This is a genomic window from Micromonospora mangrovicola (assembly GCF_047200535.1).
GTDB lineage: Bacteria > Actinomycetota > Actinomycetes > Mycobacteriales > Micromonosporaceae > Micromonospora.
Genome location: NZ_JBJZOG010000017.1, coordinates 31804 through 45850, shown reverse-complemented (window position 1 = coordinate 45850; position 14047 = coordinate 31804). Strand labels below are relative to the sequence as shown.

Annotated in this window: 11 protein-coding genes; 4 read left to right on the top strand and 7 right to left on the bottom strand. The window is 73.8% G+C overall.

Annotation, left to right across the window (positions count from 1 at the left end):
• Window positions 1-6: 6 nt before the first annotated feature.
• A complete protein-coding gene (locus tag ACL02O_RS09935) occupies window positions 7-846 on the bottom strand; it encodes a M15 family metallopeptidase (RefSeq protein WP_412817706.1) in 840 nt (279 codons plus the stop codon).
• Window positions 847-941: 95 nt separating this feature from the next.
• Window positions 942-1907, bottom strand: coding sequence for an acetylxylan esterase (locus tag ACL02O_RS09930; RefSeq protein ID WP_412817705.1), 966 nt, complete (start codon window positions 1905-1907; stop codon window positions 942-944).
• 254 nt (window positions 1908-2161) lie between these two features.
• Between ACL02O_RS09930 and ACL02O_RS09925 the strand changes: the two genes are divergently transcribed.
• On the top strand, window positions 2162-3178 hold the full coding sequence (locus ACL02O_RS09925; protein ID WP_412817749.1) for a LacI family DNA-binding transcriptional regulator: 1017 nt from the start codon (window positions 2162-2164) through the stop codon (window positions 3176-3178).
• A 168-nt stretch (window positions 3179-3346) separates the two neighbouring features.
• On the opposite strand, the gene katG is transcribed toward ACL02O_RS09925, so the two are convergent.
• The 3 genes from katG to ACL02O_RS09910 form a co-directional block, all read right to left on the bottom strand.
• Window positions 3347-5551, bottom strand: a complete 2205-nt coding sequence (gene katG / locus ACL02O_RS09920; RefSeq protein WP_412817748.1) for a catalase/peroxidase HPI — start codon at window positions 5549-5551, stop codon at window positions 3347-3349.
• A 61-nt stretch (window positions 5552-5612) separates the two neighbouring features.
• A complete protein-coding gene (locus tag ACL02O_RS09915; protein ID WP_412817747.1) occupies window positions 5613-6017 on the bottom strand; it encodes a Fur family transcriptional regulator in 405 nt (134 codons plus the stop codon).
• A 170-nt stretch (window positions 6018-6187) separates the two neighbouring features.
• Window positions 6188-7279, bottom strand: coding sequence for an SdiA-regulated/phytase-like domain-containing protein (locus ACL02O_RS09910; RefSeq protein WP_412817704.1), 1092 nt, complete (start codon window positions 7277-7279; stop codon window positions 6188-6190).
• Between the two features lie 349 nt (window positions 7280-7628).
• Between ACL02O_RS09910 and ACL02O_RS09905 the strand changes: the two genes are divergently transcribed.
• From ACL02O_RS09905 to ACL02O_RS09895, 3 genes are all read left to right on the top strand, one after another.
• Window positions 7629-8804, top strand: coding sequence for an RNA ligase RtcB family protein (locus ACL02O_RS09905; RefSeq protein ID WP_412817703.1), 1176 nt, complete (start codon window positions 7629-7631; stop codon window positions 8802-8804).
• Entirely contained in the window at window positions 8801-9487 is a 687-nt protein-coding gene (gene prfH, locus ACL02O_RS09900; protein WP_412817702.1) for a peptide chain release factor H, read from the top strand. Before ACL02O_RS09905 ends, prfH begins: the two co-directional genes overlap by 4 nt.
• Window positions 9488-9621: 134 nt before the next feature.
• Window positions 9622-10833 carry a low temperature requirement protein A gene (locus tag ACL02O_RS09895; RefSeq protein ID WP_412817701.1) on the top strand — a complete coding sequence of 404 codons (1212 nt, stop codon included), beginning with the start codon at window positions 9622-9624 and terminating at the stop codon, window positions 10831-10833.
• Window positions 10834-10869: 36 nt separating this feature from the next.
• Here ACL02O_RS09895 and ACL02O_RS09890 read toward each other — a convergent pair whose 3' ends face one another.
• Both ACL02O_RS09890 and ACL02O_RS09885 read right to left on the bottom strand, forming a co-directional pair.
• Window positions 10870-12309: an ATP-binding protein gene (locus ACL02O_RS09890; RefSeq protein ID WP_412817700.1), complete on the bottom strand. Its 1440-nt coding sequence runs from the start codon at window positions 12307-12309 to the stop codon at window positions 10870-10872.
• Entirely contained in the window at window positions 12306-13964 is a 1659-nt protein-coding gene (locus ACL02O_RS09885) for an NAD(P)/FAD-dependent oxidoreductase (RefSeq protein ID WP_412817699.1), read from the bottom strand. Before ACL02O_RS09885 ends, ACL02O_RS09890 begins: the two co-directional genes overlap by 4 nt.
• Window positions 13965-14047 lie beyond the last annotated feature (83 nt).

Sequence of the window (14047 nt, the reverse complement as noted above, 5' to 3'; positions counted from 1 at the left end):
CGGCGCTCACCGCAGCGACGAGCGGGCCACCGGGAAGTCGAAGTACGTCTTCGGGTACCGCTCGTCGACGTAGCGGTAGTGCCACCACTCGCGGGGGTAGTTCTCGAAGCCCTGCGCGCTCATCAGCCGCTTGAGCAGTTGCCGGTTGTCCCGCGCCGCCCCGGTGATCCGGGGGTCGGCGGTGTGGGCGCGCGAGTCGAAGCAGTCGAAGCCGGTGCCCATGTCGACCGAGTTGTCGGGGAACCGCCGGCCCGCCGGCGCGGTGCAGGCCACCAGCGGCTGCCCCGGCACGTACGCCGGCTGCTCTGGGGTGGGCACCGGGACCAGGGTGAGGTCCAGCGTGCTGCCCCGACTGTGCGCCGTCGGCGCGCCGATGTAGCCGTCGGCGAACAGCCGGTCCTTGGGCTCGTCGGGATAGAACTCGCCCTTCATCTGCTGCTCGCCGGGGAGTTTCGCCCAGCTGACGAAGTCGTTCACCGCCTGCTGGGGGCGGTAGCAGTCGTACACCTTGAGGCTGCGGTGCTGGGCGAGCGCGGCGGCCTGCACCCGGTGCAGGGCCTCCGCCGCCCGCCGGGTGAGCAGGCAGCGCGGCTCGGCGTAGCCGGTGACCGGCCGGCCGACGAAGTTGTGCGCGGTGGCGTAGCGGATGTCGGTGCGGATGCTCGGGTCGACGGCGGCGAGGTCGACGAAGTCGGCCGGGGCGCGCGGGCCGGTGGCGGACGACGTCGGCGTGGGCGACGGACTCGGCGACGGCGACGGGCGCGGGCGCGGCTCGGGCCGCTGGCAGGCGGCGGTGACCGTCGCGGCCAGGACAACCACCACCGCCAGCCGTCTCGCTGCGCCCATGGTGCCCTGTCTACCAGTCCCGGCGGGCGGAGCCGTCGGGGATCGCGCGACAGCATGGCGGCTGTGGGCCGCCGACCGGGTCGTGCGGCGGACGCTCAGTCGCCAACTGCCCGCCGGAGGAACTCCAGCGCCGCCGCGTCGTCGTCGATGCCGCCGGCCTCGTGGCCGTTGTACCGCCACACCGCCAGCTCCGCCGGCCCCCGGTACGCGTTGACCGCGGCGAAGACCGTGGACGGGGGCACGATCTCGTCCATCAACGCGACGGAGAACCGGGCCGGCACGCCCGCCCGCCGCGCGAAGGCGACCCCGTCGACGTAGCCGAGGGTGCGCAGCGCCTGCTCCTCCCGGTCCCGGTGCACGGCCAGGTAGTCCCGGATCTCCCGGTAGGGGTGGGCGTCGGTGATGGTCACGGCGCGCGGGATGTCGCAGAGGAACGGCACGTACGCCACCGCGGCCACCAGGTCCGGCACCAGGGCGGCGGCGGCCAGCGCGGCGGCGCCGCCCTGGCTGTGCCCGAGCACGGCAACCCTGCTCGGGTCGACGGCCGGCAGGCGGCGGGCCGCGTCGACGGCCCGGACCGCGTCGGTGAGGAACCGGCGGTAGTAGTAGCGGCGCGGATCGTCGATGCCCCGGGTGGCCACTCCGGGTGCCTGCGGGCCGGCCCCGGCCAGGTCCGGGGTGTCGCCCCGGCTCCAGCCGGAGCCCTGGCCGCGGGTGTCCATCTGCAGGTGGGCGTAGCCTGCGGCGGCCCAGAGCAGGTTCTCCAGCGGGTGCCCACGGCCGCCCCCGTAGCCGACGTACTGCACGACGGTGGGCAGTCGCCCGGGCGCGCCGCGCGGAACGCGCAGCCACGCCTTCACCGGCTGACCGGCGAAGGCGGGGAAGGTCACGTCGAACACGTCCAGACCGGTCAGCGGTGTGGTCACCGGCGTGACGTCGACGGCGCCGCCGCAGTCCCGGGCCTCGGCGAGGGTGTCGGCCCAGAAGGCGTCGAAGTCCGCCGGCTCGCGCAGGTCGCTGTGGTGGGCGCGCAGCTGCGCCTCGGGCAGGTCGGTGTACACGCGGCTCCTCAGTCCGTCGGGGTCACCAAAAAGTCGGCGCGCCGGCGGGTGTGGTCGACGGTGCCGGGTGCACGGACCACCGAGAGGGGTGGGGCGGATTTCCGGAACAGCTCCGCAACTTGTCGGAACGCTAGGACCGTACCGCGCCGTCGTCAACCCCCCGCCGGTACGGCAAGATGACCCTGGGGCGGGACGCGGTTCCGCAGCTGCGGCGGCACGGTGGGGTGGAGGAGACGCGGGTGAAGGAGGCGCGGGTGAAGGCGGACGACGGGCGCAGGGTGACCATCACTGCGATCGCGCAGGAGGCCGGCGTCTCCGTGCCCACCGTCTCCCGGGTGCTCAACGGGCGCTCCGACGTCGCCCCCGACACCCGGGAACGGGTCGAGGACCTGCTGCGCCAGCACGGCTACCGGCGGCGCGGCAGCCGCACGGTCCGCCGGGCCGGCCTGCTCGACCTGGTCTTCCCCGATTTGGACAGCCCGTGGGCGGTGGAGATCATCCGGGGAGTGGAGGACGTCGGCCACGCGGCCGGCGTCGGCACGGTGGTCTCGGCGATCCACAGCGAGTCCACCTCGACCCGGCAGTGGCTGCAGAACCTGCGCGCCCGCGCCTCCGACGGGGTGATCGTGGTGACCTCGCACCTGAGCCAGCCGGTGCACGCCCAGCTGCGCCGGCTCAACGTGCCCGTGGTGGTGGTCGACCCGGCCGGCGTGCCGGCCACCGACGTGCCCACGATCGGCGCCACCAACTGGGCCGGTGGCCTCGCCGCCACCGAGCACCTGCTCGGGCTCGGGCACCGGCGGATCGGTCTCGTCGCCGGCCCCACCCACCTGCTGTGCAGCCGGGCCCGGCTGGACGGCTACCGGGCCGCCCTGGAGCGGGCCGGCGTGCCCCTGGACGATCAGCTCGTGCAGCGGGGCGACTTCTACCACTCCTCCGGTTTCGCCGCGGGCTCGGCCCTGCTGGAGCTGGACGAACCGGCCACCGCGATCTTCGCGGCCAGCGACCAGATGGCCTTCGGCGTCTACGAGGCGGTGCGCCGTCGCGGGCTGCGGGTCGTCGACGACGTCAGCGTGGTCGGCTTCGACGACCTGCCGGAGGCCCGCTGGGCGTCACCCCCGCTGACCACCGTGCGGCAGCCGCTGGTCGAGATGGGGCGGCTCGCCGCCCGCACGGCGCTGCGGCTGTCCCAGGGCGAGGAGATCGAGTCTCCCCGGGTGGAACTGGCCACCGAACTGGTGGTGCGGGACAGCTCCGCCGCTCTCCGCTGAGCTACTTCTCACCCGCCTTCCGGAATTTTCGGCGTCGGTGAGGCGGGCGTCGGGACGGTGGCGCGGGCGACGCCGCCCGCCTCCGTCTGATGCCCGACCCGCCGCCCCGGGGCCGGCCGGGAGGCCCGGGACGGCCCCGCACGGGCCGGCCCGGGCTCGGCTCGGGGATCAGGCGAGGTCGAACCGGTCGAGGTTCATCACCTTCACCCACGCCGCGACGAAGTCGTGCACGAACTTCTCCCGCGCGTCGTCGCTGGCGTAGACCTCGGCCAGCGCGCGCAGCTCCGAGTTCGAGCCGAAGACCAGGTCGACCCGACTGCCGGTCCACCGGACCTCGCCCGTGGCGACGTCCCGACCCTCGAAGATGTTCGCGTCCTCGGCCGTCGGCCGCCACGTCGTGCCCAGGTCGAGCAGGTTGACGAAGAAGTCGTTGGTCAGCGACCCGGGGGCGGTGGTGAGCACACCCAGCGGCGACTGCCGGTGGTTCGCGCCCAGCACGCGCAGGCCGCCGACGAGGACCGTCATCTCCGGCGCGCTCAGGGTGAGCAGGTTCGCCTTGTCGACCAGCAGGAACTCGGCCGGCAGGCGGTGACCCTTGCCGAGGTGGTTACGGAACCCGTCCGCGGTCGGCTCCATCGCGGCGAACGACTCGACGTCGGTCTGCTCCTGCGACGCGTCCGTCCGGCCCGGCGTGAAGGGCACCTCGACGGCGTAGCCGGCGTTCCTGGCCGCCTGCTCGACGCCCACCCCACCGGCGAGCACGATCAGGTCCGCGAGCGAGACCTTCTTCCCGCCGGTCTGCGCGGCGTTGAACGCCTCCTGGATCTTCTCCAGGGTGTGCAGCACCGTCCCCAGTTCCTCGGGGTTGTTGACCTCCCAGCCGATCTGCGGCTCCAGGCGGATACGCGCCCCGTTGGCGCCGCCGCGCTTGTCGCTGCCGCGGAACGTCGACGCCGAGGCCCACGCGGTGGAGACCAGCTGGGACACCGACAGCCCCGAGGCGAGGATCTGCTCCTTGAGGGTGGCGACGTCCGCGGCGGCGACGAGGCCGTGCGTCACCGGCGGCACCGGGTCCTGCCAGATCAGCGTCTCGGTGGGGACCTCCGGACCGAGGTAGCGGGCGATCGGACCCATGTCGCGGTGGGTCAGCTTGAACCAGGCCCGGGCGAAGGCGTCCGCGAACTCGGCCGGGTTCTCCCGGAAGCGCCGCGAGATCGGCTCGTAGACCGGGTCGAACCGGAGCGCCAGGTCGGTCGTCAGCATGGTCGGGGCATGGTTCTTCGACGGGTCGTGGGCGTCGGGCACGGTGCCCGCGCCGGCACCGTCCTTCGGCTTCCACTGGATCGCGCCGGCGGGGCTCGTGGTCCGCTCCCACTCGTAGCCGAACAGGATGTCGAAGAAGCTGTTGTCCCACGCCACCGGGGTGTTCGTCCACGCGCCCTCGAGCCCGCTGGTGATCGTGTCCCCACCCTTGCCGGTGCCGAAGGTGTTCTTCCAGCCCAGGCCCTGCTCCTCCAGCGAGGCACCCTCGGGCTCGGGGCCGACGTACTCGTTCGGGTCGGCCGCGCCGTGGGTCTTGCCGAACGTGTGCCCACCGGCGATCAGCGCGACGGTCTCCTCGTCGTTCATCGCCATCCGGCGGAACGTCTCGCGGATGTCCCGGGCCGCGGCGATCGGGTCCCCGCTGCCGTGCGGGCCCTCCGGGTTCACGTAGATGAGGCCCATCTGGACCGCGGCGAGCGGGTTCTCGAGGTCCCGTTCGCCGGTGTGGCGCTCGTCGCCGAGCCAGGTGCTCTCCGGGCCCCAGTAGACGTCCTCGTCGGGCTCCCAGACGTCGGCGCGGCCACCGGCGAAGCCGAACGTCTTGAAGCCCATCGACTCCAGGGCGACGTTGCCGGCGAGGATCATCAGGTCGGCCCAGGAGAGCTGCTGGCCGTACTTCTTCTTGACCGGCCAGAGCAGGCGGCGGGCCTTGTCGAGGTTCGCGTTGTCCGGCCAGCTGTTGAGCGGTGCGAAGCGCTGCTGCCCGGCACCGGCACCGCCACGCCCGTCACTGATGCGGTAGGTACCCGCGCTGTGCCACGCCATCCGGATGATGAACGGGCCGTAGTGGCCGTAGTCGGCCGGCCACCAGTCCTGCGAGGTGGTCAGCACCTCGGCGATGTCCCGCTTCACGGCGGCGAGGTCGAGGCTCTTGAACGCCTCGGCGTAGTCGAACTCCGCCCCGAGCGGGTTGGCGACGTCGGGGTTCTTGGCGAGGATCCCCAGGTTGAGGCGGTCGGGCCACCAACCCCGGTTCCCCCCGCCCTGGGTCGGGTGCGGAGCGCGCACGGCGGCGACCGGGCAGCGCGCCTCGCTCTCCTCCGAGTTCATGTCGCCGACGACTGCATCATGGTTCTCAGCCACAGGAATCCTTCCGGGATCGGGGGGTGTTTCAGCAACTCCGTACGGTGGAACAGTCGGGGCACCGGCCCCAGTAGACGACCTCGGCCTCGTCGATCGAGAAGCCGCTGTCGTCCGATGCGGTCAGGCAGGGTGCCGCACCGACGGCGCAGTCGACGTCGGCCATACGGCCGCAGGACCGGCACACCACGTGGTGGTGGTTGTCCCCGACCCGCGACTCGTAGCGAGCCACGGAGCCGGATGGCTGGATGCGCCGCACCAGACCCGCGGCCGTCAACACGTGCAGCACGTCGTACACGGCCTGCCGGGACACCCCGGGCAGGTCGGTGCGCACCGCGCCGATCACGGCGTCCGTGTCGGCGTGCGGATGCGTGTGCACCGCGTTCAGCACCGCCACCCGGGGACGGGTCACGCGCAACGCGGCCCCGCGCAGCATCTGGTGGAAGTCCAGCGTCGTGACCACGGCTGGAAGTCTCGCGCGTTTTCTGGAATGAGTCAAGAATAGGTGCGGAGGATCGACCACCTCGGGCCACCATGCCGCACGGCGCACGGATCTGCCCGGAAAGGCGCTTCCCTCCGGGCCGTCCGTTTGCCGCCGGCCGGTGGCTAGCGCCTCGCGCGGCGGGACCGGGCCGCGCCGAGCAGTCCCACCCCGATCAGGCCCACCCCCACCAGGGCCAGCGCGCCCAGCGCATCCCCGAAGTCCCGCCGACGGGAAGGGCCGGTGGCGGTCGGCGACCCGGTGACCCCGGCGGCCGGACGGGGGGTCCCGGTCGGCAGCGGGGGCGTCGGGTAGCGCAGGACCGTGGGTCGGGTGCCGGCCGGCTGGTCGGCGGTCTCGGAGACCGTGAGCAGGAAGCGGCCGTCCCGGGTGTAGGTGACGGACTCGCCCTGCGGCTCGTCGGGCAGGGCGACCACCCGCGGCTCCCCGGTGGTCAGCGCCGCGACCACGTCGCCGTCGGCGACGTCGAACTCGAACGCGTCGGCGTAGGTGCGCAGAACCACACGCCGCCCGTCCGGTGCGGCGGCGGCGCCGGTGACCACCGCGCGGCCGAGGAAGCCGAAGGGGTTGGCGGTGTCCGTGCCGGGAAGGTCCACCTGCCCCCGCCGCGCCATCGGCACCGTCCCACCGGGCACCGGATCCCGCGTCGGGGTGTAGATGCCGGCGGCGCCGCCCTGTTTCGTCACGATGAGCGGCCGGCCGTCGGCGGTCAACAGGAGCGCCTCCGCGTCGTGCGGCCCGTCGGGGTAGGTCAGCCGGTGCAACACCGGCCGGTCGGCACCCTTCGGCAGCGTCCACACGGCGACCGTCTCCCGCGAGCGGTCGTTGTCGCCGATGTCCGCGATCCAGATCGTGCCGTCGGCCGCGACGGCCAGGTCCTCGGTGTCGCGCGGGCGGGACGGGTACCGCACCGTGCGTACCACCCGGCAGTGGTTGTCGAGGAAGAAGACCCGCCGCCGGGACTCCTCGTCGGCGCTGTCGTTGACCATCACGAACCCGGTGTCCGTCGCGACCATCCCGGAGATCTCGGTGAGGCGGCTGTCGCGTACCTGGCAGACCGGCGTTCCGGCAGCCGGCGCGGGCGACGACGACGGCCCGGCCACCGCCGCGCCGGCCGGCAGGGTGACGAGCAGGGCGACGGCCACGACCTGCCGGACGGCCGTCCACCACCACGGTGGCCTGCGCTGCTTCCCCACGGCCTCGCCCCGATCCCCCGCCGCCCGTCGGCACCCGGCCTCCGCCGGTGCCCGCGACGCCGGGCGCGGCCCGGGCCACGCCGCCGGCACCCCGTGGAGGATACGTGGGCACCGGACCCGGCGGGGCCCGGCGTCCACGCTTCGGGCCCGGGTGGCCCAGGGGCCGTGGTCCGCTCGTACCCCACCGGCGAACCCCGCGGCGGAAAGTCGGTTGCCGGGCGGTGTCCGCTCCGGGAGGCTGCGGTCCATGACGTTCTGACGGACCGCACCCGTTGCACCTCAGGCCCACCGCGCCGACGCGGCGCCGTGCTGCCGTCCGCCCAACCCTTCTCGTGAGAAGCGAGCGTCTTTGTCCACGCACCCTTTCCAGCCGGATTCCGCGCCGGCCACCGTCACCGTGTTCGCCTCCCCTACCAGTTGGATCGAGTCGGCGGCCGTCGCGCAGTGCCACCAGGTGGCCGCCCTCGACGGCATGATTCACGTCGCCGGCATGCCGGACCTGCACCCCGGCAAGGGCGCCCCGATCGGGGCCGCCATGGCGTCGACCGTGCTGTACCCGTTTTTGGTCGGCTCCGACATCGGTTGCGGCATCGCCGTGTTCCCCATCGCGCTCAGGCGACCCGTACCGGAGCGGCTCGCCACCCGGTTCCCCGACCTCGACCGCGCCCTCGACCCCGAGCAGGACGCCGACGACCCGGCCTGGGCCGCCCTGACCGGCGACGTTCCGGCCGGCCACGTCGACGGACTCGGCACGGTCGGCCGGGGAAACCACTTCGTCGAGCTGGCGCGGATCGGGACCGTCCTCGACCCGGAGCACGCGAACCGGCTCGGGTTGGACGGCGGCGACCTGGTGCTCATCGTCCACAGTGGTTCCCGCGGCCTGGGCGAGCGGATCCTGCGGGCGCACACCGAGGTGCACGGCGCGGGCCCCTCGCCCGATCCCGCCGCCTACCTGGCGCGGCACGACGACGCCGTACGCTGGGGCTCGCTCAACCGGCGGCTGCTGGCCGCCCGGGTCGCCCACGCCCTCGGGGCCGAGCCGACCGAGCCGATCGTGGACCAGTGCCACAACCTGGTCGAGGTGCGCGACGGGCGGTACCTGCACCGCAAGGGCGCGGCGCCGGGCGACGGGCGCGACGTGCTGATCGCCGGCACCCGCGGCACCCCCTCCTACCTGGTGGCCGCCCACGCCGGCCCGGAGGCCAACCACTCGGTGGCGCACGGCGCGGGCCGCAAGATGTCCCGGGCCGACGCGCTGCGCCGGGGCCGGGCCAAGCACACCGTCGAGGAGCTGCGCCGCACCCGGGCGGGGTCGCTGGTGGTGTGCGGCGACCGGCAGTTGCTCTTCGAGGAGGCACCCTCGGCCTACAAGCGCATCGAGCAGGTGATCGCCGACCTCGTCGACCACGACCTGGCCACCCCCGTCGCCACCACGGTCCCCGTGGTCACCTACAAGACGCCCGACGTCGGGTCCGCGCCCCACGCGGGCCGGCGGAACGAACGGCGCCGGCGGGGCCGGCCGTGACCGTCCACCTGCTCATGTCCGCCGGGCGCGGCCCGCAGGAGTGCGCCTGGGCCCTGGCGCGGCTGCTGGGCCGGCTCGAAGCCGACGCCGCCCGGCGGGGCCTGACCACACACCGGGTGCAGGCCGTGCCCGGTGACCGGCCCGACACCTACCGGTCGGTGCTGGTACGAATCCGCGGCGCCGACACCGCGGCGTTCGCCGCCTCGTGGTCCGGCACCCTGTGCTGGCAGGCCCCCAGCCCCTACCGGGTGTCCACCGGCCGGAAGAACTGGTACGTCATCGCCCGGCCGTGCCGGGTCGACACCCCGGTGACCACGTTCCGGGAGGCGGACGTCGAAGTGGTGGCCTGCCGGACCGGCGGCCCGGGCGGCCAGCACCGCAACAAGGCCAGCACGGCTGTCCGGGCCACCCACCGTCCCTCGGGGCTCGTCGTGGTGGTCGACACCGAGCGGCAGTTCAGCCTGAACCGCCGGATCGCCCTGGACCTGCTCCGCCGGCGGATCGGGGACGGCGACGAGGCCGCCCGGCGCGCCGACACGACCGCCCGTTGGCGCATCCACGACGAACTCGTCCGTGGCGATCCCACCTGGGTCGAGCGCCCGGAACCGCCGGCACCGGACGCCGCGCCGCGGCAGCGGCGCGGGTCCGCCCGGCCGCACCGCCGGCCGTCCCGTGCCCGGTGACGCCGCCCCGCCACGGGAGGCGCCCACCGACGGCCGACGCTCGACGCCGGGGAACGGCAGGTGCGTCATCCGCGGCCCGCGGCGGCGTTGATCAGGGGGACGGCCGGGGCGGTTCGGAGCGGAGGTGGCGTGCCATGGCGGACGGGCGCGGCGATCGGCGACGGCAGGGACTGCACGCCGCGGTCAGTCCCACCGGCGAGGGCCAGTCCGTGACCCGGTTCGAGCTGCTCTTCGACCTGGTGTACGTCTTCGCCGTCACCCGGGTCTCCGAGTACATGGCGGACGCGCACAGCGGACAGGGGGTCGTGCAGGGCCTGCTGCTGCTCGCGTTGCTCTGGTGGACCTGGTCCGCGTACGCGTGGCTGGGCAACCAGGCGCGGGCGGACCAGGCCCTGCTGCGGGCGGCGATGTCGGCGGCGATGGCCGCCATCTTCGTGGTCGACCTGACCATCCCCGAGGCGTGGCACGACGCGCCGGGCGGCCTGGACGGCCCGCTGGTGCTGGTCGGCGCCTACCTCGTCGTCCGGTGCGTGCACCTGGTCGTGTACTCCGCGGCGGCGGCCGGCGATCCCGGCCTACGGCGCCAGCTCGCGATCAGCTGGATCCCCACCCTGGCCGGCGCCGCCCTGCTCCTGTTCGGTGTGTCGCTCGGCGGCACGCGGCAGACCCTGCTCTTCGCCGCCGCGCTGGCCGTGGACTGGGGCATCGTCTACCTCACCTCCCGCCGGGGCAACTGGCGGATCCACAGCGCCACCCACTGGACCGAGCGGCACGGCCTGTTCGTCATCCTGGCCGTCGGCGAGTCGATCGTCGCGATCGGGGTCGGCGCCGCGAACCAACCCGTCAGCACCCCGCTGCTGGTGGCGGCCGTCCTCGGCGTCGCCGTCGCCATCGCCCTGTGGTGGCTCTACTTCGACCTCGTGTCGCCGGCCACCGAGCACCGGCTGCGAGAGGCGCAGGGCCAGGCCCGGGCGACCCTCGCCGTCGAGGCGTACACCTACGGCCACTTTCCGATCATCGCCGGCATCGTCCTCGCCGCGCTCGGCGTCGAGGGCGCCCTCGCGCACGCGGCCGGGCACGAGCCGCTCGGCGTCTTCTACGCCTCCGCGCTGTGCGGCGGGACGGCGCTCTACCTGGCCGGCCACCTGCTGTTCGCCAACCGCATGCACTTCGGGCTGCACGTCGGGCGGTTCGTCACCATCCTCGTCCTGCTGGCCTGGCTGCCGGCCGCCGCGGCGCTGCCCCCGCTGGTCGGACTCACCGTGCTGGCCGTCGTCCTCGCCGCGCTGATCGTCGCCGAGACCATCCGCTACGCCGACATCCGTCCGGGCCTGCGCGGCGAGTGAGCCGGGTCGCGGCCGAGGGGCCGGTGAGCCGTCGTCTCAGGTGCCGCGTGCCTCGACGGGAGTCATCGGCAGCAGCACGACGAACCGGGTGTCGCCGGGCCGGGACTGCACCCGGATGTCCCCGTGGTGCTTGTTGACCACGATGCGGTAGGAGATGTCCAGCCCGAGGCCGGTGCCCTCACCGACGGGCTTGGTGGTGAAGAACGGCTCGAAGATGCGCGGCCGGATCTCCGGCGGGATCCCGCTGCCGGTGTCGCGCACCTCCACGATCAGCCAGTCCTCCTTGCGGGCGGTCCGAATGGTCAGCGTGCCGGTTCCCGCCATCGCGGCGAGCGCGTTGTCGACCAGGTTGGTCCAGACCTGGTTCAGCTCGGCGGCGTAGGCGGGGATGGCGGGCAGGGTCTCGTCGTACTCCTTCACCACCCGGACGCCGGGCGGGATCTTGGCCTGGAGCATGACCAGGGTGGCGTCGAGCAGGTCGTGGACGTCGACGGTCTGGTGGGGCGCACGGTCCAGCTGGGAGTACTGCTTCGCGGCCCCGACCAGCCCGGAGATCCGGGAGACCGCGTCGTCGATCTCGCCCATCAGCAGCTCGGTGTCGATGGTGTACGCGATCCAGCGGATCGCCGACTCGACGTCCTCGCCGCCGACCGCGGCGTCGACCTGACCCAGCCAGCCGCCGTCGATCCCGGCCGCGACCAGCGTCGGGGCGAGGTCCCAGGCGCCGCGTACGCCGTGGTCGTCGAGCCAGTCGGCCAGCTCGTCCTCGGCGTCACTGGCCGCCAACGGGGTCAGCGGCGGCGCCGCGGCGGCCCGCTTAACCGCCTCCTCCTGGAGCCCGACGAGGTCGTGCAGGCGCCGTCCGTCGAGCCGACCGTCGGCGATCATGGCCAGCTTGTGCCGCATCTTGGCGACCCGGTCGCGCAGCGCGGCGGTGGCCCGGACCGCGGCCGCCGCCGGGTTGTTGAGCTCGTGGGTGAGCCCCGCCGAGAGGGCGCCCAGGGCCAGCAGCCGCTCCCGTTCACCGACGATGGTCTGCGTGTTGCGCATCCCGATGAAGAGCCCCTCCAGCAGGTGGGTGGCCATCGGGAACCAGGTCCGCATCGCGTCGGCGATGATCGCGGCGGGCAGCGCGAAGACCGCGCAGTCGGTGACCGCGAAGAGGCTGTTCAGGTACCGCTGCTCGGCCGGGTCACCGATGTACGCCTGCATCGCGCCGCCGTACACGCCGGGCTGGCTGGTCCGGCTCACCTCGACGTCGTCGCCGTGGACCCGGCGGTGCATCGTCACCGTGCCGTCGAGCAGCACGTAGAAGCAGCTCGCCGGCTCCCCCTCGACGTACACGGCCTCCCCGGCCCGGCGTCGCTCGACCCGGCCGTGCTCGCACAGGTGCGCCAGCTGGTCCGGGTCGAGCGAGTCGAAGAGGAAGAGGCGTCGCAGCTCGTCGGGGGTGAGCCGGTCGGATTCCGTGGTCACTGTGCCTCCAGGTAGCGGTGCACCAGCGAGACCGCCATCGCGCCCTCGCCGACGGCCGAGGCCACCCGCTTCACCGACTCGGCCCGCACGTCACCGGCGGCGAAGACCCCGGGCATGCTGGACTCCAGGTGGTACGGATCGCGGGACAGGGTCCAGCCGGCCGGCCGGCGGCCCCCTCTGGTCAGGTCGGGGCCGGTCAGGACGAAGCCGCGCGGGTCCCGGGCCACCGCGCCGTCGAGCCAGTCGGTGCGCGGCTCCGCACCGATGAAGACGAACAGCCACGAGGTGTCGACGCGGCGGGTCTCCCCCGTCCGGACGTCGCGCAGGGTGACCTGTTCCAGGTGCTCCTGACCGGCGCCGCCGACCACCTCGGTGTGCGGGTGCACCTCGATGTTGTCGATCCGGGCGATCTGCTCGATCAGGTAGCTGGACATCGACCGGGCCAGGTCGTCGCCGCGGATCAGCAGGTGCACCCGCCGGGCGTACCGGGAGAAGTGCACCGCCGCCTGGCCGGCGGAGTTCGCCCCGCCCACGATGTAGACGTCCTGCCCGGAGCAGCTCGGCGCCTCGCTCGCCACGGAGCCGTAGAAGCAGCCCCGGCCGGTCAGCTCCGCCAGCCCCGGCGCGGGCAGCATCCGGTACGACACGCCGGTGGCGAGCACGACGGTGTGGGCCGCGACGCTGCCGCCATCGGCGAACCGCAGCACCCGCGCCGCCCCGGCGTCCGCCAGGCCCACCACCTCGCGTGTGCTGAGCAGTTCGGTGCCGAACCGCAGCGCCTGACGGCGGGCCCGGTCGGTCAACTGGGCGCCGGACACGCCGTCCGGGAACCCGAGGTAGTTCTCGATCCGGCTGCTCTGCCCGGCCTGACCGCCGGTGGCCCGCCGTTCGATCAGGACGGTCCGCAGGCCCTCGGAGGCGCCGTAGACGGCCGCGCCGAGCCCGGCCGGTCCGGCGCCGACGACCACCAGGTCGTAGAAGTCCGCGGCCGGTGTCGTGGCGAGCCCGACGTGCGCGGCCAGTTCGGCCTCCGTGGGCTGCACCAGCGACTTGCCGTCGGTCGTCACGACCAGGGGTACGTCGTTCGCGTTCACCCCCGCCGCCGCCAGCAGCTGCGCGCCCTCCGGGTCGTCGGCGAGCACCCAGCGGAACGGCACCAGGTTGCGGGCCAGGAAGTCGCGCGCCTTGAAGGAGGGGGCCGACCAGCGGTGCCCCACCACGCGCAGGTCGGTGGCGGGCGCCGCCGCGCCGGCCGACCACGCCTCCAGCAGCGAGTCCAGCACCGGATAGAGCTTCTCCTCCGGCGGATGCCAGGGCTTGAGCAGGTAGTGGTCGAGGTCGACCACGTTGATCGCGTTGATCGCGGCGTCGGTGTCGGCGTACGCGGTCAGCAGGACCCGGCGGGCGGCCGGGAAGAGGTCCATGGCGGCCTCGAGGAACTCGATGCCGTTCATCTGGGGCATCCGGTAGTCGGCGATCAGCACGGCCACCTGCTCGCCGCGCAGTTTCAGCTCGCGCAGCGCCTCCAGTGCCGTCTCGGCGGAGTCGGCCCGCACCACGCGGTAACGGTCGCCGTAGCGGCGACGGATGTCGCGGGCGACCGCGCGGGAGACGGCCGGGTCGTCGTCGACGGTGAGGATCGCGGGGTTGGGCATGGCGTCTACTTAAGCACCATCGGCGATCGAACCCCACCATGCGACAGCCGCCGACACCCGACCGGCCGGGCGGCATCGGCCGT